The organism is Enterobacter sp. 01-M-03-SI-ECC (genome assembly GCF_047530215.1).
In the GTDB taxonomy this organism is placed as follows: domain Bacteria; phylum Pseudomonadota; class Gammaproteobacteria; order Enterobacterales; family Enterobacteriaceae; genus Enterobacter; species Enterobacter chengduensis.
Window position 1 is genome coordinate 268,924 of the sequence record NZ_JBLKDA010000003.1, and the last position, 23,651, is coordinate 292,574.

The window sequence follows — 23,651 nt, forward strand, 5'->3', positions numbered from 1 at the left end:
GATATGATGCGCCCCGCTTCCAGCAGGAAGCAGGCCAGTAAAAAGCATTACCCCGTGGTGGGGTTCCCGAGCGGCCAAAGGGAGCAGACTGTAAATCTGCCGTCATCGACTTCGAAGGTTCGAATCCTTCCCCCACCACCATCTCTCAGCGTTACCTCAAAATATGTATTACCCCTGGTGGGGTTCCCGAGCGGCCAAAGGGAGCAGACTGTAAATCTGCCGTCATCGACTTCGAAGGTTCGAATCCTTCCCCCACCACCATCACTTCCCGCAAAATACCAAAAAACACTATAGAACTTAACCTAACCAGCCTTTGTAGGCCGGGTAAGGTGCAGCCGCCACCCGGCAACAGACGGCTACATCGGTGGCAATCGCCGCGTCACCGGCGAACTCTTCACAATAGACGTATTGCACTGAGCATGCTCCGCCAGCCCGTCCAGCAACACATCCAGCTGCGCTATGGAGCGCACCACCAGCCTAATCACAAAGCAATCTTCCCCGGTGACTTTGTCGCTCTCAATACACTCCGGCATTGCCTGAATGTACTTATCCACCTTCTGCAACAGCCCCGGTAAAGGCCGCACGCGCACCAGCGCCTGCAGCGTGTACCCCAGTGCCGCCAGATTCACCCGTGCGCCATACCCCTGGATCACGCCCCGTTCTTCCAGCCTTTTCAGACGCTCTGCCGTACTGGGCGAGGTCAGGCCAATACGCCCGCTGAGCACCTTCAGGGACATACGCGCATCCTCTACCAGACAGGCTAAAATTAGTCGGTCTATCTCATCGAGAAGGTATTCCATCGTTTTTACCTAATTTTAAAAAGCCATTATTCTTTTGCACCTTATATCACCTCTGTAAAACCCGACAGCGATTTTTGACAATAGCGTCATTAAACCAGGAGGTGAACGATGCGTGATTTCCATAAAGGCGTGTGGCAAATGAGCCTCGCGATGTTAATTTCCGGCTCTATCGGTGCGTTTGTTTTACTCAGCGGTCTGCCGGTGACGGAAGTGGTGTTCTGGCGCTGTCTTATCGGCGCGATAGCGCTTCTTCTGTTTATCCGGGTCAGTCAAAAGCCTTTTAGCCCCCTCACCCGCACCACGCTGCTGCTGGCCATTCTAGGCGGCGTGGCGCTCGTGGTGAACTGGCTGCTGCTCTTCGCCGCCTATGAGCGGATCTCGATTGGTCTTTCGACCGTGGTGTATAACACCCAGCCGTTTATGCTGGTACTGATGGGGATGTTTTTAGGCGAGCGCGTCAGCCTGGTGAAATGGGGCTGGCTGGTCCTCGCTTTCGGTGGCGTGGTGATTTTGCTCTCCAGCGAGCTGTCCGGCGCGCACGGCGCTGAATGGCTCGCCGGAATCGGTCTGGCCCTGGCCGCGGCTTTTTTCTACGCCGTCACGGCCATTATTGCCCGCAAGCTGAAATCCATCGCACCGCAGCATATTGCCTTTGTCCAGGTGCTGACGGGGGTCGTGATGCTCTTACCGTTTGCCAGCCTGCCGTCATTTTCCGGTGATTTTCCCTGGCCGATCCTGCTGACGCTGGGCATCGTCCATACCGGCATTATGTACCAGCTGCTCTACAGCGCGATTCAGAAGCTCCCTACGCCCATAACCGGCTCCCTGTCGTTTATCTATCCGGTGGTGGCGATCGTTGTCGATAATCTGGTGTTCGGACACGCGCTGAACCTGACGCAGCTGGCGGGCGGCGCGCTGATCCTGTTTGCCGCGGCGGGTAACAACCTGGGCTGGGGCGAAAAAAAACCCCGCGAGTGCGGGGTTGGTATTAAAACGGTGAATTAGCGACGGGCGCGTACAATCTGGTATTTGCGCGTCAGGTACTCCACCGGCGCGCTCCAGATGTGCACCAGACGGGAGAACGGGAACAGCACAAACAGCGTCATGCCCAGCACCAGGTGAACGCGGAAGATAAACGCCACGCCGTCCAGGTGTTCAGACGCGCCGCCGCGGAAGGTCACCAAGGACTGCGCCCAGCCGACCAGCTTCATCATTTCACTGCCGTCCATATGCTGCGCCGAGAACGGAATGGTCAGCAGGCCCAGCGCACACTGCACCACCAGCAGGGAGAGGATCAGGATGTCCGCCGCGGTTGTGGTCGCACGCACGCGCGGGCTGAACAGACGACGTTTCAGCAGCAGCAGGCCACCCACGAGGGTCATCACGCCGCAGGCACCGCCGGCGATCATCGCCATCTTCTGCTTCACCTCGATGGGGAGCCACGCTTCATACATCCAGTGCGGCGTCAGCATCCCGAGAAAGTGCCCGGCAAAAATCCCCAGAATACCAATGTGGAACAGGTTAGACGCAACGTGCATCCCCTTACGATCCAGCATCTGGCTGGAGGCGGCACGCCAGGTGTACTGACCGTAGTCATAGCGCAGCCAGCTTCCCACCAGGAACACGGTGCCCGCGATATACGGGTAAATGTCAAAGAAGAACATATTCAGGAAGTGCATTAGTGCCGTCCTCCGTTAGAGATATTCAAATATTGCGGAGCGACCGCCCCGGCAAAACGACGCTGGTGAGCGGAAATTTCAGACTCGCCGCAGCTCTGGTCAGCAAAGAATTTCACCTGCTCTTCTTCCCAGACCGCATCCAGCGCCTGCGGGGTATCGTCGCGGGCTTCATCGGCGATTTTTTCCGCTACTTTTTCACTGTCGACAGCGGCGTTCGCCAGCTTCACCAGCAGATCGAACAAGACCGCATAGCGGCTCTCGCGCTGCTGAAGACGCGCGCCGAGCAGCGCCAGGATCGGGGCGATGTCCTGCAGGCCGCCCAGCGCCTCGTCTTTCGGCAGCTGCGCCAGATACTCCAGGTACAGCGGCAGATGGTCCGGCAGCTCGCGGCTGTCGAGCAGCAGGCCGTGCTGCTCGTACTGGGCCATCAGATCCACCATCGCCTGACCGCGGTCGCGGGATTCACCGTGTACGTGTTCGAACAGCAGTAACGACGTTGCGCGTCCGCGGTCAAAGAGCTGGCTGTAGTCCGCCTGCGCGTCGAGAAGATCGCGCGCTAACAGGTCGCGGAGGAAAACCCTAAGCGTCTGGGCATCCTCTTTATCCAGATTTTCAGAAGACGCAAGTGCATCAAAGAGTTCCTGCTGGTGCTGCACAAGCGCAGCGTCCGGGTATTCGAGCAGACGCGAAACAATGACGAGTTCAATCATGAGTGCGGCTCCGTTTTACTGGTCACATCCATGGCGTCGATGCGGCGGCTGTTGAACAGGTTGAATTTGCTGTCTGACCCGTGGCAACCGTCGCCAAAACTAAAGCCACAGCCGCTTTTTTCCGGGAAGGCCTCGCGGGCCAGCTCGCGGTGGCTGCTCGGCACCACGAAACGGTCTTCGTAGTTGGCTATCGCCAGATAGCGGTACATCTCCTGCGCCTGCGCTTCGCTCAGACCAACCTCTTCCAGCGCGCGGGTATCGGTCACGCCGTCTACGGTTTCCGCACGCTTGAAGTGGCGCATCGCCAGCATACGCTTCAGCGCGAGCAGTACCGGCTGGGTATCCCCTGCGGTCAGCAGGTTAGCCAGGTACTGAACCGGAATGCGCAGGCTTTCGACGTCCGGCAGAATGCCGTTGCTGCCCAGCTCGCCCGCATCGGCAGCAGACTGGATCGGCGACAGCGGCGGCACGTACCAGACCATCGGCAGGGTGCGGTATTCCGGGTGCAGCGGCAGGGCCAGCTTCCAGTCCATCGCCATTTTGTAGACCGGCGACTGCTGCGCCGCGTCGATCACGCTCTGCGGAATGCCATCCTTCAGCGCCTGCTCAATCACCTTCGGATCGTTCGGATCGAGGAACACGTCCAGCTGACGCTGGTACAGATCTTTTTCGTGCTCGGTGCTGGCTGCGTTTTCAATCGCGTCCGCGTCGTACAGCAGCACGCCGAGGTAGCGGATACGGCCTACACAGCTCTCTGAGCAGACGGTCGGCATGCCGGCTTCGATACGCGGGTAGCAGAAGATGCACTTCTCAGACTTGCCGCTCTTCCAGTTGAAGTAGATTTTTTTGTACGGGCAGCCGGTGATGCACATACGCCAGCCGCGGCACTTGTCCTGGTCAATCAGTACGATGCCGTCCTCTTCGCGCTTGTAGATGGCGCCGCTCGGGCAGGTCGCCACGCACGCCGGGTTGAGGCAGTGCTCGCACAGGCGCGGCAGATACATCATGAAGGTGTTTTCAAACTGGCCGTACATCGCCTTCTGCATGTTTTCGAAGTTCTGGTCTTTCGACAGCTTCTCGAACTCGCCGCCCAGATCGTCTTCCCAGTTCGGACCTTTTTCGATTTTCGCCATACGCTGGCCGGTAATCAGCGAGCGCGGGCGCGCAATCGGCTGATGCTTGCCTTCCGGCGCGTGAGTGAGGTTTTGATAGTCGAAGTCAAACGGCTCGTAATAATCGTCGATGCCCGGCAGGTGCGGGTTAGCGAAGATTTTACCCAGCAGCATCGCACGGTTACCCATGCGCGGCTGAATTTTGCCGTTGATCTTGCGGATCCAGCCGCCCTTGTACTTCTCCTGGTTTTCCCAGTCGGTCGGGAAGCCGGTGCCCGGCTTAGTCTCAACGTTGTTGAACCAGGCGTACTCCATACCTTCACGGCTGGTCCAGACATTTTTACAGGTGACCGAGCAGGTATGACAGCCGATGCATTTATCCAGATTCAGCACCATGCCGACTTGTGAACGAATTTTCATTTTACGCTCTCCTGTACCTGGTCATTACCTTCGCCGTCTAACCAGTTAATATTCTTCATCTTACGTACCACCACGAACTCATCGCGGTTAGACCCTACCGTACCGTAGTAGTTAAAGCCGTAGGCCAGCTGCGCATAGCCGCCGATCATGTGGGTTGGCTTCGGCGTAATGCGGGTTACTGAGTTATGAATACCGCCGCGCTGCTCCGTTATCTCTGAACCCGGCAGGTTCACGATACGTTCCTGCGCGTGGTACATCATGGTCATCCCGGCCGGCACGCGCTGGCTTACTACCGCACGCGCGGTCAGGGCACCGTTGCTGTTAAACACCTCGATCCAGTCGTTATCTTTGATGCCCAGCTCTTTGGCGTCCGCTTCGCTCATCCACACAATCGGACCGCCGCGACCCAGCGTCAGCATCAGCAGGTTGTCGCTGTAGGTGGAGTGGATCCCCCACTTCTGGTGCGGCGTCAGGAAGTTCAGCGCTTTCTCCGGATTGCCGTTGGATTTGTCGCCCATCACCTCTTTCACCGAGCGGGTGTCAATCGGCGGACGATAGACCAGCAGACTTTCGCCGAAGTCGCGCATCCACTGGTGATCCTGATACAGCGACTGACGGCCTGACAGGGTGCGCCATGGGATCAGCTCGTGAACGTTGGTGTAACCCGCGTTATAGGACACGTGCTCATCTTCCAGGCCTGACCAGGTCGGGCTGGAGATAATCTTGCGCGGCTGGGCCTGAATATCGCGGAAGCGAATTTTTTCGTCTTCTTTATTCAACGCCAGGTGCGTATGGTCGCGGCCGGTAAACTCGCTCAGCGCCGCCCATGCCTTCACCGCCACCTGACCGTTGGTTTCCGGGGCCAGGGTCAGGATCATCTCTGCCGCATCAATTGCCGTATTCAGCATGGGCTGGCCTTTCGCCGGGCCGTCCGCTTTGGTGTAGTTGAGCTTGCGCAGCAGGTCCATTTCGCTCTGGGTGTTCCAGGCGATCCCTTTCCCGCCGTTACCGATTTTCTCCATCAGCGGGCCGACGGAGGTAAAGCGTTCGTACGTTGCCGGATAGTCGCGTTCAACCGGAATGATGTGCGGCGCGGTGACGCCCGGGATCAGGTCGCATTCGCCTTTTTTCCAGTCCTTCACGTCCAGCGGCTGCGCCAGTTCGGCAGCGGAGTCGTGCTGGATGGGCAGCGTCACCACGTCAGTTTCTTTGCCCAGATGCCCTACGCACACTTCGGAGAATGTCTTCGCGATGTCTTTGTAGATATCCCAGTCGCTTTTCGATTCCCACGCCGGGTCAACCGCCGCAGACAGCGGATGAATAAACGGATGCATATCCGAGGTATTCATGTCGTCTTTTTCGTACCAGGTCGCGGTTGGCAGCACGATGTCCGAGTACAGGCAGGTGCTGGACAGGCGGAAGTCGAGGGTGACCACCAGATCCAGCTTGCCGTCCAGGCCGTTGTCTTTCCACTCCACCTCTTCCGGCTTCACGCCGCCCTGCTTGCCGAGGTCTTTCCCCTGAATACCGTTTTCGGTACCGAGCAGGTATTTCAGCATGTACTCGTGGCCTTTACCGGACGAGCCCAGCAGGTTGGAGCGCCAGATGAACAGGTTACGCGGATGGTTTTTACCGTTCTCAGGCTGCTCAGCCGCAAAGCGGATTGAGCCGTCCTTCAGGGATTTCACGGTATAGTCCACCGGCGACATGCCCGCCTTCTTCGCCGCTTCGGCAATGCGCAGCGGGTTAGTGCCCAGCTGTGGCGCGGACGGCAGCCAGCCCATGCGCTCGGCGCGCACGTTGAAGTCAATCAGGTGGCCGCTGTAGCGCGATTTATCCGCCATTGGCGACAGCAGCTCCTGCGCGGTCACCGTTTCGTAGCGCCACTGGCTGGAGTGGTTATAGAAGTAGGAGGTACTGTTCATGTGGCGCGCCGGACGCTGCCAGTCGAGGGCAAACGCCAGCGGCTGCCAGCCGGTCTGCGGACGCAGCTTTTCCTGGCCCACGTAGTGCGCCCAGCCGCCGCCGCTCTGGCCGACGCAGCCGCAGAACATCAGCATGTTGATCAGCCCACGGTAGTTCATATCGAGGTGGTACCAGTGGTTCAGACCCGCGCCGACGATGATCATGGAGCGACCGTGTGTCTTATCCGCGTTTTCCGCAAATTCGCGTGCGATACGGGTGATCTGTGCGCGAGGCACGCCGGTAATCTGTTCCGCCCAGGCCGGGGTGTAGGCCTTCACGTCGTCATAGCCGGTTGCGCAGTTTTCATCGCCCAGACCGCGTTCCAGACCATAGTTCGCCATGGTCAGGTCATAAACGGTGGTGACCAGCGCAGTAGTGCCGTCGGCTAACGTCAGGCGTTTAACCGGCAGTTTGTGCATCAGCACGTTCTGCAGCTCAACCTTATTGAAGTGCTCGGTGCCGTCGCCGCCGAAGTACGGGAAGCCGACCTCGGCAATCTCGTCCTGACTGCCCAGCATGCTCAGGCGCAGCTCCGTCTCTTCGCCGGTGGTGGCGTTACGCTGCTCAAGGTTCCACTTGCCCTTCTCGCCCCAGCGGAAGCCGATAGAGCCGTTCGGCGCCACCAGCTCCCCGTTGCTGTTATACGCAACGGTTTTCCACTCCGGATTATTTTCCTGGCCCAGCGCGTCCACCAGATCGGCGGCACGCAGCGTGCGGCCCGCGGCATAGTAGCCGTCACGCTCTTCCAGCATCACCAGCATCGGCATGTCGGTGTAGCGGCGCACGTAGTCGGTGAAGTACTGGCTCGGCTTGTCGAGGTGGAATTCGCGCAGCATGACGTGGCCCATCGCCATCGCCATTGCGGCATCGGTACCCTGTTTCGGCGCCAGCCACAGATCGCAGAGCTTGGCGATTTCGGCGTAGTCCGGGGTCACCGCCACGGTTTTGGTGCCTTTGTAGCGAACTTCGGTAAAGAAGTGCGCGTCCGGGGTACGGGTCTGCGGCACGTTAGAGCCCCAGGCGATGATATAGCTGGAGTTGTACCAGTCCGCGGATTCCGGCACGTCGGTCTGCTCGCCCCAGGTCTGCGGCGACGCAGGTGGCAGGTCGCAGTACCAGTCGTAGAAGCTCAGGCAGGTCCCGCCAATCAGGGAGAGATAGCGCGCGCCTGACGCGTAGGAGACCATCGACATCGCCGGGATTGGCGAGAAGCCCGCCACGCGGTCAGGGCCGTAGGTTTTAACGGTATAGACGTTGGAGGCGGCAATCAGCTCGTTCACCTCTTTCCACGAAGAGCGAACAAAGCCGCCGCGACCGCGAGCCTGTTTGAAGCTTTTTGCTTTGTCGGCGTCTTCAATGATGGACGCCCAGGCGTCAACCGGATCGCTGTGCTGAACCTTCGCTTCACGCCACATTTTCATCAGGCGCTTGCGCATCAGCGGGTATTTCAGACGGTTGGCGCTGTAGAGATACCAGGAGTAGCTGGCGCCACGCGGGCAGCCGCGCGGTTCGTGGTTTGGCATATCCGGGCGGGTGCGCGGATAGTCGGTCTGCTGCATTTCCCACGTCACCAGACCGTTTTTAACGAAAATCTTCCAGCTACATGAGCCAGTACAGTTCACGCCGTGGGTCGAACGGACGACTTTGTCATGCTGCCAGCGCTGGCGGTAACCGTCTTCCCAGTCCCGGTTGGTATCCAGAACCTGGCCGTGCCCATCGGCAAAAGTTTCACCCTTCTGTTTGAAGTAGCGAAACCGGTCCAAAAATTTGCTCATCGGGTATCTCCTGTGTGGAGCCTGTGGCTCTCTAAATCGACATTGCTGATTTGCAGCGAAAGTAACGCCCTGAAAGAGGGGGAGAATTGATAACGATCAAGCCGAGGAGGGACTTTCAGGGATGGGGTTAGGCTAAATACCACCAAAGCGGTATCTCTCAGAAAATCATATCACTATGAAATATATCGTTATTTTTATTTTATCGTACAAAAAGCAAGTCAAAATTTAACATCTCAGGTATTAAGGGGTAGACCCCCCTGCAAAGCGAGGGCCATCGCGGTGTCGCCGCAGGCATTTGCCATAAAAGCGTTAAGTATGTTGTAACTATTATTCAGGCTAAAAAAAACGCGGCCCGAAGGCCGCGCAAACGGATAATCACACTTACTTATTTTTCTTGGTATTACGGCCATATACCAGCCACGTAATCACAACGCAGGCGATATAGAAGACGAGGAAAACTTTCATTGCGCCCGCCGGAGAGCCGGTCAGGTCCAGAGAGATACCGAACGCTTTCGGGATAAAGAAGCCGCCGATTGCGCCGATAGCAGAGATAAAGCCGAGCGCCGCGGCGGTGTCGGTCGCCGCTTCGCGCATCGCCTGCTCTTCGCTTCCACCCTGCGCCTTGACGCGATCCATGGTCAGCTTACGGAAGATCACGGAGATCATCTGGAAGGTAGAGGCACTTCCCAGCCCTGCCGTCAGGAACAGCACCATAAATACGCCGAAGAAGGCGATGAAGTTCCCGCCCTGCCCGTCGGCCGGCAGCGTGAGGAACAGCAGCGCGCAGAAGACCGCCATCACGACGAAGTTAACCAGCGTCACGCGGGTACCGCCCAGTCGGTCAGACACCATGCCGCCCAGCGAGCGGGCAAGAGCGCCGATAAATGGCCCGAAGAAGGCGAACTGCAGGATCTGCACGTCCGGGAACTGCGTTTTCGACAGCATCGCGAAGCCCGCCGAGAAGCCGATAAACGAACCGAAGGTGGCCAGATACAGCAGCGCCATCACCCAGAGGTGTCCACGCTTCAGCACCGGCAGCTGTTCGCTCAGCGACGCCTTCGACGCGGACAGGTCATTCATAAAGAACCAGGCTGCGAGGGTGAAGACCACCAGGAAAGGAACCCAGATCCAGGCGGCGTTCTGCAGATAGAGGGAAGAACCATCCGCCTGCTCAACGCCACCGCCGCCAAAGGCCGCAAAAATAGAAACCGAGATCGCCAGCGGCGCAATCAGCTGCATCACGCTCACGCCCATATTCCCCAGACCGCCGTTAATGCCCAGCGCGCCGCCCTGCTTCGCTTTCGGGAAGAAGAAGCTGATGTTTGCCATGCTGGAGGCGAAGTTCGCCCCCGCGAAACCGCACAGCAGGGAGATAATCACGAACACGCTAAACGGCGTGGACGTATCCTGCACCGCAAAGCCGAGCCACACGCAGGGGACGATCATGATGCCCGTACTGAACGCCGTCCAGCGACGACCGCCAAACACCGGCACCATAAACGCGTAAGGTACGCGCAGCAGCGCGCCTGACAGCGACGGCAGCGCGGTCAGCATAAACAGCTGATCGGTTGTGAAGCTAAACCCAACTTTTGGCAGATTGACCGCCACTGCACTAAACAACATCCATACGCAAAACGCTAATAACAAACACGGCACGGAAATCCACAGATTCCGGCTGGCTACACGATGGCCGCGCTGTTGCCAGAACGCCGGATCCTCTGGACGCCAGTCTGTAATAACGGCACCATTTTCCCTTTCGGGAGCGGATGAGTGACTCATAGACACCTCTGATACTCGAATGATGCTGCAAACATTAGGGTTTTAGGGCGGCGGTAAGTTGATATAAATCAAAGGAAAAGTGCGAGGATTTGCGGCGCAAAATAAGGCCTTATCCTTAGTGAGTAGGTTATTTCGGTAAAAAAGACGTGGTTTTTCACGGCGCTGACGCGTCCCTGCTCTCCCTACCCTTTAACGCATACTCCGCTGGCAATTTGGGAGTAATCATTTATAGGTATGGGTATACTCCAGGGTATGCACCAGAATAGCGCCATTCCTGCAGGCAGGCCACGTCAGGAGCACGCCACCTCTATGTTAAAAAGATGTTTTTCTCCGCTGACGCTCGTGAATCAGCTCGCGCTGATCGTCTTGCTGTCCACCGCCATCGGCGTAACCGGCATGGCGATCTCCGGCTGGCTGGTACAGGGCGTACAGGGTAATGCGCATGCCATCAACGAGGCAGGCTCCCTTCGCATGCAGAGCTATCGCCTGCTGGCGTCGGTTCCCCTGACGCAGGAGGAACAGCCCCTGATTGCTGAAATGGAGCGCACGGTCTTCAGCCCCGAACTGGAGAATGCCGCCATTCGCGCCGGCCAGCAACCTCAGCTTAAAGCCCTTCAGGGCTACTGGCACACCCAGCTTGAGCCCGGCCTGAAACAGGCCCGAGGTACGGCAACCGTTGCGCAGGACGTGGCGGGGTTCGTCTCTCGCATTGATGCTCTCGTCTCCTCTTTCGACCAGACGACCGAACTACGCATTGACCGGGTGGTGATGGTGCACCGCGGCATGGCGCTGTTTATGGGGCTGCTGCTGATCTTCACCATCCTCTGGCTTCGCGCGCGGCTGCTGAACCCCTGGAAACAACTGCTGGCCATGGCGCGTGCGGTCACCGCCCGCGATTTTACCCAGCGCACGCACATCAGCGGGCGCAACGAGATGGCGATGCTCGGCCAGGCGCTCAACACCATGTCGGCTGAGCTCTCCGAGAGCTACGCGGTGCTGGAACAGCGCGTTCAGGAAAAAACGGCCGGGCTGGAACAGAAAAACGAGATCCTCTCCTTCCTGTGGCAGGCCAACCGTCGGCTGCACATGCAGGTGCCGCTATGTGAACGCCTCTCGCCGGTGCTGAACGGCCTGCAAAATCTGACCCTGCTTCGCGACCTGGAGCTGCGGGTTTACGATGTGGAGGACGAAGATAACCATCAGGAATTTACCTGCCAGTCCGATATGTCCTGTGATGACAAAGGCTGCCATCTTTGCCCTCGCAGCCTGCCGCCGCTGACCTCCGGCGGCACCACCCTTAAGTGGCGCCTGACCGACAGCCACACCCAGTACGGTATTTTGCTGGCGACCCTGCCCGCGGGGCGTCACCTGAGCCACGACCAGCAGCAGCTGGTGGATACGCTGGTTGAACAGCTGACGGCCACGCTGGCGCTCGACAGGCATCAGGAGAAACAGCAGCAGCTGATCGTCATGGAAGAGCGCGCCACCATTGCCCGCGAGCTGCACGACTCCATCGCCCAGTCGCTCTCCTGTATGAAAATGCAGGTGAGCTGCCTGCAGATGCAGGATGCGCAGATGCCGGAAAGCAATAAGCAGCTGCTCAGCCAGATCCGCAACGAGCTGAACACCTCCTGGGTGCAGCTGCGCGAGCTGCTGACCACCTTCCGCTTGCAGCTGACCGAGCCTGGCCTGCGCCCGGCGCTGGAAGCCAGCTGCCACGAATTTAGCGCCCGGCTGGGGTTCCCGGTGAAGCTGGATTACCAGCTGCCGCCGCGGTTTGTCCCTTCCCATCAGGCCATCCATTTACTGCAGATCGCCCGCGAAGCGTTGAGCAACGTGCTCAAACACGCTGACGCGACGGCGGTCACGGTCACCGTCAGCCAGCACGACAATCAGGTGAAGCTCACGGTTCACGACAACGGCCGCGGCGTGCCGGAAAATGCCGAACGCACTAACCACTATGGTTTAATTATCATGCGAGACCGCGCCCAAAGCTTGCGCGGTGATTGCCAGGTTCGCCGGAGAGAGACGGGCGGCACGGAAGTTGTCGTCACCTTTATTCCCGAAAAACCGCTTACAACTGCTCAAGGAGAAACCCATGACTAATCAGGAACCGGCATCCATCCTGTTGATCGACGACCATCCGATGCTGCGCACTGGCGTGAAACAGCTGGTCAGCATGGCACCCGATATCACCGTGGTGGGCGAAGCCAGCAACGGCGAACAGGGCATTGAGCTTGCCGAATCTCTCGATCCCGATCTGATCCTGCTCGATCTGAATATGCCGGGCATGAACGGTCTGGAAACGCTCGACAAGCTGCGGGAAAAATCGCTTTCCGGACGCATCGTCGTCTTTAGCGTGTCGAACCATGAAGAGGACGTGGTCACGGCGCTGAAGCGCGGGGCGGATGGCGATTTGCTGAAGGACATGGAGCCGGAAGACCTGCTTAAGGCGCTGCAGCAGGCGGCAGCGGGCGAGATGGTGCTCAGCGAAGCCTTAACGCCGGTGCTGGCCGCCAGCCTGCGGGCCAACCGCGCCACCTCTGACCGTGACGTCAGCCAGCTCACGCCGCGCGAGCGCGATATCCTCAAACTGATTGCCCAAGGGCTGCCGAACAAAATGATCGCCCGCCGCCTGGACATCACCGAAAGCACGGTGAAAGTGCACGTGAAGCATATGCTGAAGAAAATGAAGCTGAAATCCCGCGTTGAGGCCGCCGTGTGGGTGCATCAGGAACGCATATTCTAAGCGTTACTCATCCGGCAGCAGCTTCCAGCGCGGGTCGTTGTCCGGCAGGGCGACCAGCGGCTGCGCCACCGCAAGCGCGATCTCATTGGACGAGACGCGCTGGCCTTTCTCATCTTCCACCACCGCCGACAGGTGCCAGCGGTTTGTCGCCCCTTCCCGTTCATCCCAGGCAGGCATAATCACGCTCCAGCCGTCGCTGCTGTTGCTTTTCGCCGGTGACGTCAGGCTCAATGCCTGCGTATCCCCCTGCCAGTGGATTTGACGAATGCCGTGCGTGCTGCGAACCTGGAGCTTCAGCATAACGGTCTCGCCCCCTTTCAGGTCCCACGGCGGCGTAGCCAGCCAGACCGACAGGGTTTTACGCTGGCGAAACTCCATCACAGGCAGGCTATTGCGCTCCGGCGAGTCGTAGCGGCTTCCGCGCAGGGAGCGCGCGGCGGCGACCTCATCGGCGGAAAGCTGCTTAGCCAGCGGCACGCCAAAGCGATAGTTGAGCTTCAGACCGAGGTTATTCTGGCTCTCGCCGCTTTCGCCCTGCTTGTGCGCGGCGGTCAGGGTAACCAGCGGAACCGGGGTATAGTTAAGCCCCAGATTCACCGCAACGGGATTGTGATAGCCGGTGCCGCTGTTGAACAGATCGACGTTATCGCCAAAGTATTGCTCGAAGCTGACGCTGGTATTCAGGTGATGGAACCACGGCAGCCAGGCCTTAGCAGTAACATCATATCCGCGCGCCATGCGCTGCTCCCGGACGTCGGAGCGCTCGCGCCAGCCGGCAAAGGGCTGGTAATAGTTCGCTGACAGGCGCAGATTTTCCCCCCACGCTTCCGCCCCCAGCCCGGCACGCTGCAGGTTTTCATCAAGCAGGTTATCGTAAAAGGTGTTGTAGCCCAGCAGCCACTTCCCGGCGACCCAGCGCTGACCTATTCCGGCGTTACTCACCAGGCCATCCGTCTGCTGGGTCAGACCAAGCTGGCTCCAGCTCAGGTAGCGGTTATTATCGTTCCACGGGATAAACCAGCTTCCGCTGCTGCCGTTAAATTTGCCGTCGTTATCCACCAGTAAGTTCACGCTGGCGTTTCCCCAGGGTGACAGCCAGGACTCAATCTGCTGGTTCACTTCGCCGCTCACCGCGTCGCGTACCTGACCAAAGGCAAACTGACGCGCCTGCTCGCCGGTCGTCAGGCCATTGTCGGTCATGCTGGCTTCGCCGAAGGCTTTCGCCATTTCGGCCAGATGCTTTTCCCCCTCGCCGGTTGGCGCGGCCAAACCGAGATCCGGCAGATTATCCCCGTCATTATCAAAGGGATTCTGCGCCTGCTGGATAAAGGAATGCGGCGCACCGTGAACGGCTCCGGCCGACAGGAGGGAGAGTAATAGCAGAGAACGAATGCGGGACGATACGGCCATCAACGTCGGGATTAGCGCCTGAGTTTAGTAGTAGACCCTCTTACCTTAACGCCATCAGGAAAGAATTGCAGCCTTACGGAACATTTCAGGAATATCCTGAAGTTTATTGACAGCAGCAGGCAGCGTAAACTCGGTAAACCCTATATTATTCGTGCCTTTATATGAACTGGAGTCAACATGCAAAAGATTGTGATCGTCGCCAACGGTGCGGCCTACGGCAGCGAATCCCTTTTTAACAGCCTTCGCCTGGCGATTGCGCTGCGCGAAAAAGAGGGTGACCTGGCGTTAAAACTGTTTTTAATGTCGGACGCGGTCACCGCCGGGCTCAAGGGCCAAAAACCGGCCGAGGGCTATAACATTCAGCAGATGCTGGAGATCCTCACCGCGCAAAACGTCCCGGTGAAGCTGTGCAAGACCTGCACCGACGGGCGCGGCATTACCGGGCTGCCGCTGATTGATGGCGTTGAGATTGGTACGCTGGTTGAGCTGGCCGAATGGACGCTGTCCGCCGATAAAGTATTAACTTTTTAATAATAAACCCGTAAAAATATTATTTTCTTATGGACGCGGTTTCAGCATCAAGTTTACCTGCGGGGTTGCCGATAGGCATGGAAACAACACAGCAGGTATTTCACTTATGTTCAGATCGATTCGTGCACGCATCATCGCGACGACGGCAGGCTGTCTGGTCGTCGCCCTTCTTCTTAATACCGTTATTAACTTCCAGGTCACCCGTCAGGATAACCAGCAGTCCCAGCGCGATATCCTGACCAGCACCAGCGCCAGCCATAACATGGCGATTGCCGACTGGGTTAAAAGCAAGATGACGGTAATCGCCTCCGCGCAGACCGTTGCGCTGAGCGACGATTCGGTTCCGGTGTTTAAGCAGCTTGCGCAGGCGGGTGGATTTACTAACGTCTATGTTGGTTACGCCAGCAAAACCGCGAAATTCTCTGAACCGGCGGGCGTCCCGGCGGATTATGACCCGACCATTCGCCCGTGGTATCAGCAGGTGGTCAGCACGGACGGTCCGGTTGTCACCGCGCCCTACGTTGACGCGGGGACCGGTAAACTGGTGGTGACCTTTGCCGTACCCGTGAAAGAAAATGGCAGCCTGAAAGCGGTCGTGGCGGGCGATGTGGCCATGGACAGCGTGGTGGAAAACGTGCGCGGGATCCATCCTACCCCGGCCAGCAGCGGCCTGCTGCTCAACAGCGACGGCAGCGTGATTGCGGCCAACGATCCGGCCCTCACGCTCAAACCCTTTGCGGAGACCATCAAAGGCGTTGATTTTGCTGCGCTGAAAAGCGGTAAGCCGATCGACGGAACGCTCAACGACGCTGAAAAAACCTTCGTGGCGACCGCCGTGCCGGGCACAAGCTGGCTGTTAGTCGTTGCGCTCGACAACGGTGACGCCACCTCCGGCATGCGTTCCCTGCTTAAGGCATCGGGGATTTCGCTGGTGATCCTGGCGCTGCTGAGCGCGGCCATTGTGCACTTCCTGATTGCCCGCCTGCTGAAACGCCTGTCTGACATTCGCGACGCGATGCACAGCATTGCCAACGGCACTAACGACCTGTCGCAGCGCCTGCCGGACACCGGCGAAGACGAGGTGGCGCAGATTGCGCAGGCCTTTAACGCCTTTAGCGATAAGCTGTCGGTGGTGATGGTGCAGCTCCGCGACGCCAGTGAATCGGTAAAAAACGCTGCGCAGGAGATTGCGGCGGGTAACCAGGATCTCTCCGGGCGCACCGAGCAGGCGGCATCCAGCCTGCGCGAGACGGCCAGCGCCGTGGAGCAGATTACCGCCTCCGTGACCCAGTCGAATGAATCGGCGGCAGAAGCGAACGATCAGGCGAGCAAAGCCTCCGCGGCCGCGGCGCGCGGCGGCGAGGTGGTCTCTCAGGCCATCAGCACCATGCAGTCCATTGAAGTTGCGTCGGCAAAAATTGGCGATATCACCAGCGTGATTGACGGCATTGCGTTCCAGACCAATATTCTGGCGCTGAACGCCTCTGTCGAAGCTGCGCGTGCCGGTGAACAGGGACGCGGATTTGCCGTCGTCGCAGGCGAAGTGCGTAACCTGGCGAGCCGCAGCGCCCAGGCAGCGAAGGAGATCAAATCGCTGATTGATTCCACCACCGACAGCGTGGCAACAGGCTCACGCTACGTGCATCTGGCGGGGGAAAGCATGGACGAGATCCGCTCCAGCATCGGCAGCGTCTCCGGCATCATGCGTGAAATCTCCATCGCCACCAGCGAGCAGATGAAAGGCATCCATGAAATCAACCACGCGGTGACCCATCTCGACAGGATGGTCCAGCAGAACGCCGAGCTGGTGGTGCAATCCGCCGCCGCCGCGGGTGCCCTGCAGAGCCAGGCGGGCGACCTTGCTGAAACCGCCGGCCATTTCCGCATATAATTTTCTTCCGGCGCGCGTTTAGCGGGTAAAACGTGCGCCAGCGGAAATTTTGAGGAATTTTGTCATTTTTGTTTAATCGTTATGCCATTTTTTGATCAAAATCAGCATCCCGGCGCTCCCCCTTTGGTGTTATGCCATGAGTGAATTGTGAACAACATCACGCTCGGATATAGCTGCAGGGAGAGCGTTGTTTAAAACTACGGGGTAAAAAATGGCACTGGTAAAAACAAGTTTGAAGCTGTTTGGCGGGGATACGGTCGTGGTGCGTTGCTCAGAACGCTGTCGTATTCATCTGATGAGTGCGAAAGCACAGCAACAATCCCAGGCGGATATTCTGACCGTGCAGGATGATAAGGCCTGGCTTACCGTGCCGTATACCGGCACGTGGGATGTGCTGATCGACAGCCACAGCCAGTCGCTGGAGCATTCCGTCAGCTACGTAGCCGCATAAATGACGCGCCCGGCGAACCGGGCGTATTATCAGGCAAAGCCTGTTCGCAGCGTGCCGTTGAGCGGGTTCCCTTCCAGCAGCGTCCTCACCTTCACCACCAGCTCGTTCAGACAGTCGTCCTTCATGCCGAGGCGGGTCAGCTCCTGATCGAGTGAGAATAGATACTGCGCGTTAGTGCCCAGCGGGCCGCTGGCGGCGGCAATGAGCGGGGCAATCACCTGCGTGCGGGTGTCCGCTTCATAGAGCGGATGGCGCGGATCCATAATAAATACCAGCGCATTGACGGTGCGTCCGTCGTCCAGCTCCAGCTTACACCAGCTCGGCATATAGCAGCCGGTGATCATTTCACGCTTCCAGAGCAGCGTGAGCTCCTCTTCCAGCGTGGCATCCGGAAGACGATACGCCACGCCCGTGGTGCGTCCCCCCTCTTTCAGGGCCAGCATGCGCCCCGGCTGGCACGCGCTGCCGCGTCCGGCCGTCAGGCGCAGGCAAAATGCGCGATGCCAGCCGGGCAGCGTGCCCGTTGCCGATTCGACAAATTCCAGAGCCGGGTTCCACATCAGGGAGCCGTAGCCAAAAATCCATACCGGGCCATCATCCGGGCGGCAGGCAAGCGTGGCAGCGAGCGACGCCGCACGTTGTTCAGCTGACCAGAGAAGCGATTCCTCAATAGCACCAAATGCCGTCTTACAATCTGCCTTCATTAAGAAATCACGCGTTAACACTTTACACCTCCGCCACTGCATGCTTCCTTGCGACATCTAAAATTCGCCTTCCCGGCCTTCTATGCTGGTCATTTTGCCAGCAGTTGAATAACGATAAGCAATTAGCGGACCCGTTGCAATACAACGGAAGTTCAACCGCCTGAAAAGTCAAAATGAAGGCAGCGAATTATTTTACGACTATTTCTTTTTGTGCCATTTATCATCGTCCCCTTTCTCATAGTCATGCTTTACGGCGGCCCAGGCGACTTTGTGGGCCGTCTCTTCGCGGCTGGCATCATCCCGACGATCTTCTTTATCTTTGTACTGCTCCCAGGCGCTGTTAAACGCTTCTTTGTAGATATCCTGCGCGTGAGCGGGCAGCACGTTTTGTACGTTATCGGGTAATTCGCGTTTCGCTTTATAGGGCATCATTAACCTCTCTTTTGCGTAAAACGATAAGTGTGGACGACGATATGCCATGGCGCCACCCGGTAATAATAAATGACTAAACTAAAGTTATAATACCTTGTTATTTAATATGTATTTATTAAAGAAGTGGCATTATAGACTTCAAAGAAGAAAAAAATCACAAAGGGTAAAATTAAGTAAAAAATAAAGGGTATTTGACAGATTTCTGTTAATTTATTGTCCTCAAAATCTATCTATAATTACAAGCACCTGCATTGATGGAGAAGCACATGACAGCAACACACGAGGCGGTCAAGACCCGCCACAAGGAGACGTCACTCATTTTCCCGGTTCTGGCACTGGCTGTACTGCTCTTCTGGGGAAGCAGTCAGTCACTGCCAGTGGTGGTTGGTATCAATATTCTTGCCCTGGTCGGTATTTTAACCAGCGCCTTTAGCGTCGTTCGCCATGCGGACGTATTAGCCCATCGTCTGGGCGAGCCGTACGGATCGTTAATTCTTAGCCTTTCCGTTGTTATTCTCGAAGTCAGCCTGATTTCCGCGCTCATGGCGACCGGGGATGCCGCGCCGACGCTGATGCGCGATACGCTCTACTCGATCATTATGATTGTTACGGGCGGCCTGGTGGGCTTCTCTCTGCTGCTGGGCGGACGCAAATTTGCGACCCAGTACATGAACCTGTTTGGCATTAAACAGTATCTGATCGCCCTCTTCCCGCTGGCGATTATCGTTCTGGTCTTCCCGATGGCGCTGCCGGGCGCGAATTTTTCTACCGGTCAGGCCCTGCTGGTCGCACTGATTTCTGCCGCCATGTACGGCGTGTTCCTGCTGATTCAGACCAAAACGCACCAGAGCCTGTTTGTGTATGAGCATGAAGACGACAGCGACGACGATGACCCGCATCACGGCAAGCCGTCGGCCCACAGCAGCGCGTGGCATACGGTTTGGCTGATCGTGCATCTGATTGCGGTTATCGCGGTCACCAAGATGAACGCCAACCCGCTGGAGACGCTCTTAACCGAGCTGAACGCTCCGGTGGCGTTTACCGGCTTCCTCGTGGCGCTGCTGATCCTTTCTCCGGAAGGTCTCGGGGCGCTGAAGGCAGTGTTGAACAATCAGGTGCAGCGCGCAATGAACCTGTTCTTCGGCTCCGTGCTGGCGACGATTTCACTCACCGTACCGGTAGTGACGCTGATTGCCTTTATGACCGGTAACGACCTGCAGTTTGCGCTGGGCGCGCCGGAGATGATTGTGATGGTCGCCTCGCTGCTGCTGTGCCAGATTTCGTTTTCAACCGGGCGCACCAACGTGCTGAACGGCGCGGCGCACATGGCGTTGTTTATTGCGTATCTGATGACGATTTTTGCGTAGTCTTTTTGCCCAGCGGCGCTTCGCTTGCAGGGCCTACGGGTTTTGTAGGCCGGGTAAGCGCAGCGCCACCCGGCAATATGTTCTATAAAAAAACCCGCCGAAGCGGGTTTTTTTATTATTTGCTGGTATCCAGCTCGTCGAAGCTCTTCACCAGATCGTCAATCGCTTTGATCTGTTTCAGGAACGGCTCCAGCTTATCCAGCGGCAGCGCGGACGGGCCGTCACATTTTGCGTTATCCGGATCCGGGTGCGCTTCAATGAACAGGCCAGCCAGACCGGTCGCCATACCGGCGCGCGCCAGCTCGGTTACCTGAGCACGACGGCCACCGGACGCGGCGCCGAACGGGTCACGGCACTGCAGCGCATGGGTCACGTCGAAGATCACCGGAGACTGGTTAGAGACGTTCTTCATGACGCTGAAGCCCAGCATGTCGACCACCAGGTTGTCGTAGCCGAAGTTTGCGCCACGGTCACACAGGATCACCTTGTCGTTACCGCCTTCGATAAACTTATCGACGATGTTACCCATCTGGCCAGGGCTCACGAACTGCGGTTTTTTCACGTTGATGACCGCGCCGGTTTTTGCCATCGCTTCCACCAGGTCCGTCTGACGGGCCAGGAATGCCGGAAGCTGAATCACGTCGACCACGTCCGCCACAGGCTGCGCCTGCCAGGACTCATGCACGTCGGTGATCACTTTCACGCCAAAGGTCTGCTTCAGCTCCTGGAAAATTTTCATTCCCTCTTCCAGGCCCGGGCCACGGTAAGAGTTGATGGAGGAGCGGTTGGCTTTGTCAAAAGAGGCCTTAAACACGTACGGGATGCCCAGCTTTTGGGTCACGGTCACGTAGTGTTCGCAGATACGCATGGCGAGGTCGCGGGATTCCAGCACGTTCATGCCGCCAAACAGCACGAACGGCAGGTCGTTTGCTACCTTGATATCACCAATGCTAACCACTTTTTGTTTCATAGGATCGCCTTATTCAGGTGTGAATCGGAATTTAGATTAATGCAGTGTAATTTGCTTGTGCGAGATCGCGTTGATCTGTGCACGGATCATTTCGCTAATAGGATCTTCCGGACACTGCTCGACGAAATAACTCAGATCGTTCAGCGCCACGTGCTCGCAGTCGAGCTGGGCATAGATCAGCCCGCGGTCGCGAATTTCGTACGGGTCTTCCGGATTAAACTGCAGCAGCACTTCGCTGGCGCGCAGGGCCAGCTCCATCTGACGCTCTTCCATTAACGCGGACTTCAGCGTATCCAGCAGCTTGCGGATCACTTCGGCGTTATCCGCCTCGTCGAGATCTTCGTTGAAGAGCTCGGCCACCGGGCTGATATTGCCTTTCAGCCACACGTCCAGCGTGTGTTCATCCAGCGTGTCGCCGTTGAAGGGGTTAATGAGCCACATCTCGCCGTCCAGCCACTCCGCACGCAGGATCATCTGCGTCGGAAAAATGACCGGCACCAGCGGAATATCGAGGCGGTGCGCGACCCACAGCAAAATAGAGCCCAGCGCAACGGCGCTGCCCTGACGATTTTTTAAGACCTGGTCCAGCCATAATGCGTCAGACAGGCGATATACGCCCCGCGTGTCGCAGAAACCCCATTCGCCGTAGAAAAGTTCAAGCAGCTTCTCTAGTTGCCAGTCCTGCGGGCGCGCCTGATTGATCTCTTCACGCGCCAGGCTGACCAGATTCTCCAGCTCATCGTAGACAAACTGCGACGTGAAATCGTCACGAATCATCTCAGAAATCAGGATCATGCCATCGCAAAGCGGCACTTTATTAAATTCGAAATCGGCTAAGGACTTCATGACTTACCCCAGTAACGCCCGAGCGTACAGCTACCCTCGGGCGCGATAAAACTCAAAACAATGTAGATGATAACGCCAAACCGCCTTTCAGTCAGCCTTACGCCTTTATCAGTAAATGGCAGATAGCCTTGCTTCACGCCCACTGGCCCAGCGTCAGCCGTTCATTCCCGCCGTAGTCGCGGCAGGTTTCAACCGCGCGATAACCCGCTTGCGTAAACAGCGCGCGTACGGCTTCGCCCTGCGTCCAGCCATGTTCCACGACCAGCCAGCCGTCGGGAAGTAAATGTTGCCGTGACGTTGTCACAATGTGATCAAGATCGGCTAAACCGCTGTTGGCAGCCACCAGCGCCGTCAAGGGCTCGAAGCGAACATCGCCCTGCGCAAGGTGCGGGTCGTGTTCGTCGATATAGGGCGGGTTGCTGACAATCATCCCGAAGGTCTGCTTCTCCAGCGCCTTAAACCAGCTGCTCTGCAGCACGGTTACGTTAGTTACGCCCAGTCGCCCCACGTTACGCTGCGCCAGCGCCACCGCGTCGGGCATCACATCTACCGCCGTCACCGCGCAGTCGGGCCGCTCGGTGGCGAGGGCCAGCGCGATCGCCCCGGTGCCCGTACCGAGATCGAGAATACGGCAGGCTGAGGCGGGTAAACGCGCCAGCGCCTGCTCGACCAGACACTCGGTATCTGGACGCGGGATCAGCGTTGCCGCCGAGACGTACAGCGGCAGCGACCAGAACTCGCGCTCACCGACAAGGTGGGCCACCGGCTCGCCGTTTTTACGCCGGGCAAGCAGCGCCGCGAGCTGCGCTTCCTGCGCGGCAGTCAGCAGCGTTTCACCAAATGCCAGCAGGTAGGTGCGGGCTTTACCCGTGACGTGCTCAAGCAAAATTTCGGCGTCGCGTTTCGGGCTTTCGCTTTCTGAAAGCTCACCGGCCGCCTCACGTAACCAGCGCTGAAAATCCATTATTCCTGCTCGGACAGTGCCGCCAGCTGGTCGGCCTGGTATTCCTGCACGATAGGCTCAATCAGCATATCCAGCTTCCCTTCCATCACCTCGTCCAGACGGTACAGCGTCAGGTTGATGCGGTGGTCGGTCACGCGGCCCTGCGGGAAGTTGTAGGTGCGGTTACGGTCGCTGCGATCGCCGCTTCCCAGCAGGTTACGACGCGTCGACGCTTCCGCCTGCTGGCGTTTCGCCATTTCGGCCGCGTGGATACGCGCGCCCAGCACGGACAACGCTTTGGCTTTGTTTTTATGCTGTGAGCGCTCGTCCTGACACTCCACCACAATGCCGGTTGGCAGGTGGGTAATACGAATGGCGGAGTCGGTGGTGTTAACGTGCTGCCCGCCCGCCCCGGAGGAGCGGAAGGTGTCGATGCGCAGGTCCGCCGGGTTGATGTCCGGCAGTTCCGCTTCCGGCAGCTCCGGCATCACCGCCACCGTACAGGCGGAGGTGTGGATACGGCCCTGAGATTCGGTGGCCGGCACGCGCTGCACGCGGTGGCCGCCGGATTCAAACTTGAGACGGCCGTACGCACCGTCGCCGCTGATCTTGGCGATAACCTCTTTGTAGCCACCGTGTTCGCCTTCGTTGGCGCTCATGATCTCCACGCGCCAGCGACGCGATTCGGCGTAGCGGCTGTACATGCGGAACAGGTCCCCGGCAAACAGCGCCGCTTCGTCACCGCCGGTCCCGGCGCGGACTTCCACAAACGCGTTACGTTCGTCGTCCGGATCCTTCGGCAGCAGCAGCACCTGAAGCTGTTGCTCCATCTCTTCGGAACGCGCTTTCGCATCCTGCAGCTCTTCCTGCGCCATCTCGCGCATTTCCGGATCGTCGAGCATCATCTGCGCGGTTTCGATATCTTCCTGAACCTGTCGCCAGTCGGTAAAGCATTTAGAAACATCACTTAACTGCGCGTATTCACGCGAGAGTGCGCGAAAACGTTCCTGGTCCGCAATGGTCCCGGCATCCCCGAGCAGCGCCTGGACTTCTTCATGGCGCTCGTGCAGAGCTTCCAGTTTAGCGACGATAGAAGGCTTCATAGGCGTAAGTGCAC

The 23,651-nt window shown here is 58.1% G+C and carries 20 protein-coding genes, 2 tRNA genes and 1 pseudogene; 9 read left to right on the top strand and 14 right to left on the bottom strand.

Annotated features, from left to right (window positions below; translation table 11 throughout):
• The first annotated feature begins 56 nt into the window (after positions 1 to 56).
• Together ACMWKK_RS04895 and ACMWKK_RS04900 are read left to right on the top strand one after the other, a co-directional pair.
• Positions 57 to 141: transfer RNA gene (locus tag ACMWKK_RS04895), tRNA-Tyr, on the top strand.
• Between the two features lie 35 nt (positions 142 to 176).
• Positions 177 to 261 (top strand) — tRNA-Tyr (locus ACMWKK_RS04900).
• Between the two features lie 95 nt (positions 262 to 356).
• On the opposite strand, the gene ACMWKK_RS04905 is transcribed toward ACMWKK_RS04900, so the two are convergent.
• Positions 357 to 800, bottom strand: coding sequence for an Lrp/AsnC family transcriptional regulator (locus ACMWKK_RS04905; RefSeq protein WP_112780907.1), 444 nt, complete (start codon positions 798 to 800; stop codon positions 357 to 359).
• 108 nt (positions 801 to 908) lie between these two features.
• On the opposite strand from ACMWKK_RS04905, the gene ACMWKK_RS04910 reads away from it, so the two are divergent.
• Positions 909 to 1,805, top strand: coding sequence for a DMT family transporter (locus tag ACMWKK_RS04910; RefSeq protein ID WP_112780906.1), 897 nt, complete (start codon positions 909 to 911; stop codon positions 1,803 to 1,805).
• On the opposite strand, the gene narI is transcribed toward ACMWKK_RS04910, so the two are convergent.
• The 5 genes from narI to ACMWKK_RS04935 form a co-directional block, all read right to left on the bottom strand.
• Positions 1,802 to 2,479: a respiratory nitrate reductase subunit gamma gene (gene narI, locus ACMWKK_RS04915; protein ID WP_112780905.1), complete on the bottom strand. Its 678-nt coding sequence runs from the start codon at positions 2,477 to 2,479 to the stop codon at positions 1,802 to 1,804. The genes ACMWKK_RS04910 and narI overlap by 4 nt on opposite strands.
• Positions 2,479 to 3,189, bottom strand: coding sequence for a nitrate reductase molybdenum cofactor assembly chaperone (gene narJ, locus ACMWKK_RS04920; protein ID WP_112780904.1), 711 nt, complete (start codon positions 3,187 to 3,189; stop codon positions 2,479 to 2,481). The genes narI and narJ overlap by 1 nt, the downstream gene beginning before the upstream one ends.
• Entirely contained in the window at positions 3,186 to 4,721 is a 1,536-nt protein-coding gene (gene narH / locus ACMWKK_RS04925) for a nitrate reductase subunit beta (protein ID WP_112780903.1), read from the bottom strand. The genes narJ and narH overlap by 4 nt, the downstream gene beginning before the upstream one ends.
• On the bottom strand, positions 4,718 to 8,461 hold the full coding sequence (locus tag ACMWKK_RS04930) for a nitrate reductase subunit alpha (protein ID WP_045329424.1): 3,744 nt from the start codon (positions 8,459 to 8,461) through the stop codon (positions 4,718 to 4,720). Before ACMWKK_RS04930 ends, narH begins: the two co-directional genes overlap by 4 nt.
• Before the next feature lie 381 nt (positions 8,462 to 8,842).
• Complete coding sequence (locus ACMWKK_RS04935; protein ID WP_045329425.1) at positions 8,843 to 10,240, bottom strand: NarK family nitrate/nitrite MFS transporter; 1,398 nt, start codon at positions 10,238 to 10,240, stop codon at positions 8,843 to 8,845.
• A 309-nt stretch (positions 10,241 to 10,549) separates the two neighbouring features.
• Here ACMWKK_RS04935 and narX point away from each other — a divergent pair, with 309 nt between their 5' ends.
• The gene (gene narX, locus ACMWKK_RS04940; protein ID WP_112780902.1) at positions 10,550 to 12,346 is read left to right on the top strand and encodes a nitrate/nitrite two-component system sensor histidine kinase NarX; all 1,797 of its coding nucleotides are present in this window, start codon (positions 10,550 to 10,552) and stop codon (positions 12,344 to 12,346) included.
• Positions 12,339 to 12,989 (top strand): two-component system response regulator NarL, encoded by a 651-nt coding sequence (gene narL / locus ACMWKK_RS04945; RefSeq protein WP_112780901.1) that lies wholly within the window; start codon positions 12,339 to 12,341, stop codon positions 12,987 to 12,989. Before narX ends, narL begins: the two co-directional genes overlap by 8 nt.
• A gap of 3 nt (positions 12,990 to 12,992) precedes the next feature.
• Here narL and ACMWKK_RS04950 read toward each other — a convergent pair whose 3' ends face one another.
• On the bottom strand, positions 12,993 to 14,399 hold the full coding sequence (locus ACMWKK_RS04950; RefSeq protein WP_112780900.1) for a YchO/YchP family invasin: 1,407 nt from the start codon (positions 14,397 to 14,399) through the stop codon (positions 12,993 to 12,995).
• 177 nt (positions 14,400 to 14,576) lie between these two features.
• On the opposite strand from ACMWKK_RS04950, the gene ACMWKK_RS04955 reads away from it, so the two are divergent.
• From ACMWKK_RS04955 to ACMWKK_RS04965, 3 genes are all read left to right on the top strand, one after another.
• On the top strand, positions 14,577 to 14,930 hold the full coding sequence (locus ACMWKK_RS04955; RefSeq protein WP_112780899.1) for a DsrE/DsrF/TusD sulfur relay family protein: 354 nt from the start codon (positions 14,577 to 14,579) through the stop codon (positions 14,928 to 14,930).
• 106 nt (positions 14,931 to 15,036) lie between these two features.
• Positions 15,037 to 16,821, top strand: coding sequence for a methyl-accepting chemotaxis protein (locus tag ACMWKK_RS04960; RefSeq protein ID WP_112780898.1), 1,785 nt, complete (start codon positions 15,037 to 15,039; stop codon positions 16,819 to 16,821).
• A 211-nt stretch (positions 16,822 to 17,032) separates the two neighbouring features.
• Positions 17,033 to 17,272 carry a DUF1883 domain-containing protein gene (locus tag ACMWKK_RS04965; RefSeq protein ID WP_045329432.1) on the top strand — a complete coding sequence of 80 codons (240 nt, stop codon included), beginning with the start codon at positions 17,033 to 17,035 and terminating at the stop codon, positions 17,270 to 17,272.
• 29 nt (positions 17,273 to 17,301) lie between these two features.
• Here the strand turns inward: ACMWKK_RS04965 and ACMWKK_RS04970 are convergent, their stop codons facing one another.
• Both ACMWKK_RS04970 and chaB read right to left on the bottom strand, forming a co-directional pair.
• On the bottom strand, positions 17,302 to 17,997 hold the full coding sequence (locus ACMWKK_RS04970; protein ID WP_045329433.1) for a gamma-glutamylcyclotransferase: 696 nt from the start codon (positions 17,995 to 17,997) through the stop codon (positions 17,302 to 17,304).
• A 177-nt stretch (positions 17,998 to 18,174) separates the two neighbouring features.
• Complete coding sequence (gene chaB, locus ACMWKK_RS04975; RefSeq protein WP_045329465.1) at positions 18,175 to 18,405, bottom strand: putative cation transport regulator ChaB; 231 nt, start codon at positions 18,403 to 18,405, stop codon at positions 18,175 to 18,177.
• 269 nt (positions 18,406 to 18,674) lie between these two features.
• On the opposite strand from chaB, the gene chaA reads away from it, so the two are divergent.
• A complete protein-coding gene (chaA, locus tag ACMWKK_RS04980; protein WP_112780897.1) occupies positions 18,675 to 19,775 on the top strand; it encodes a sodium-potassium/proton antiporter ChaA in 1,101 nt (366 codons plus the stop codon).
• A 115-nt stretch (positions 19,776 to 19,890) separates the two neighbouring features.
• Here the strand turns inward: chaA and kdsA are convergent, their stop codons facing one another.
• The 5 genes and pseudogenes from kdsA to prfA all read right to left on the bottom strand — a co-directional run bounded on the left by kdsA (position 19,891) and on the right by prfA (position 23,637).
• Entirely contained in the window at positions 19,891 to 20,745 is an 855-nt protein-coding gene (kdsA, locus tag ACMWKK_RS04985; RefSeq protein ID WP_045329436.1) for a 3-deoxy-8-phosphooctulonate synthase, read from the bottom strand.
• Positions 20,746 to 20,781: 36 nt separating this feature from the next.
• A complete protein-coding gene (sirB1, locus tag ACMWKK_RS04990) occupies positions 20,782 to 21,591 on the bottom strand; it encodes an invasion regulator SirB1 (RefSeq protein ID WP_032641067.1) in 810 nt (269 codons plus the stop codon).
• Positions 21,592 to 21,632: 41 nt separating this feature from the next.
• A pseudogene (locus ACMWKK_RS04995) lies at positions 21,633 to 21,725 on the bottom strand (siroheme synthase); the annotation flags it as partial.
• Positions 21,725 to 22,555, bottom strand: a complete 831-nt coding sequence (gene prmC / locus ACMWKK_RS05000) for a peptide chain release factor N(5)-glutamine methyltransferase (protein ID WP_112780896.1) — start codon at positions 22,553 to 22,555, stop codon at positions 21,725 to 21,727. The pseudogene ACMWKK_RS04995 and the gene prmC, both read right to left, overlap by 1 nt.
• A complete protein-coding gene (gene prfA / locus ACMWKK_RS05005; protein WP_045329440.1) occupies positions 22,555 to 23,637 on the bottom strand; it encodes a peptide chain release factor 1 in 1,083 nt (360 codons plus the stop codon). The genes prmC and prfA overlap by 1 nt, the downstream gene beginning before the upstream one ends.
• Positions 23,638 to 23,651 lie beyond the last annotated feature (14 nt).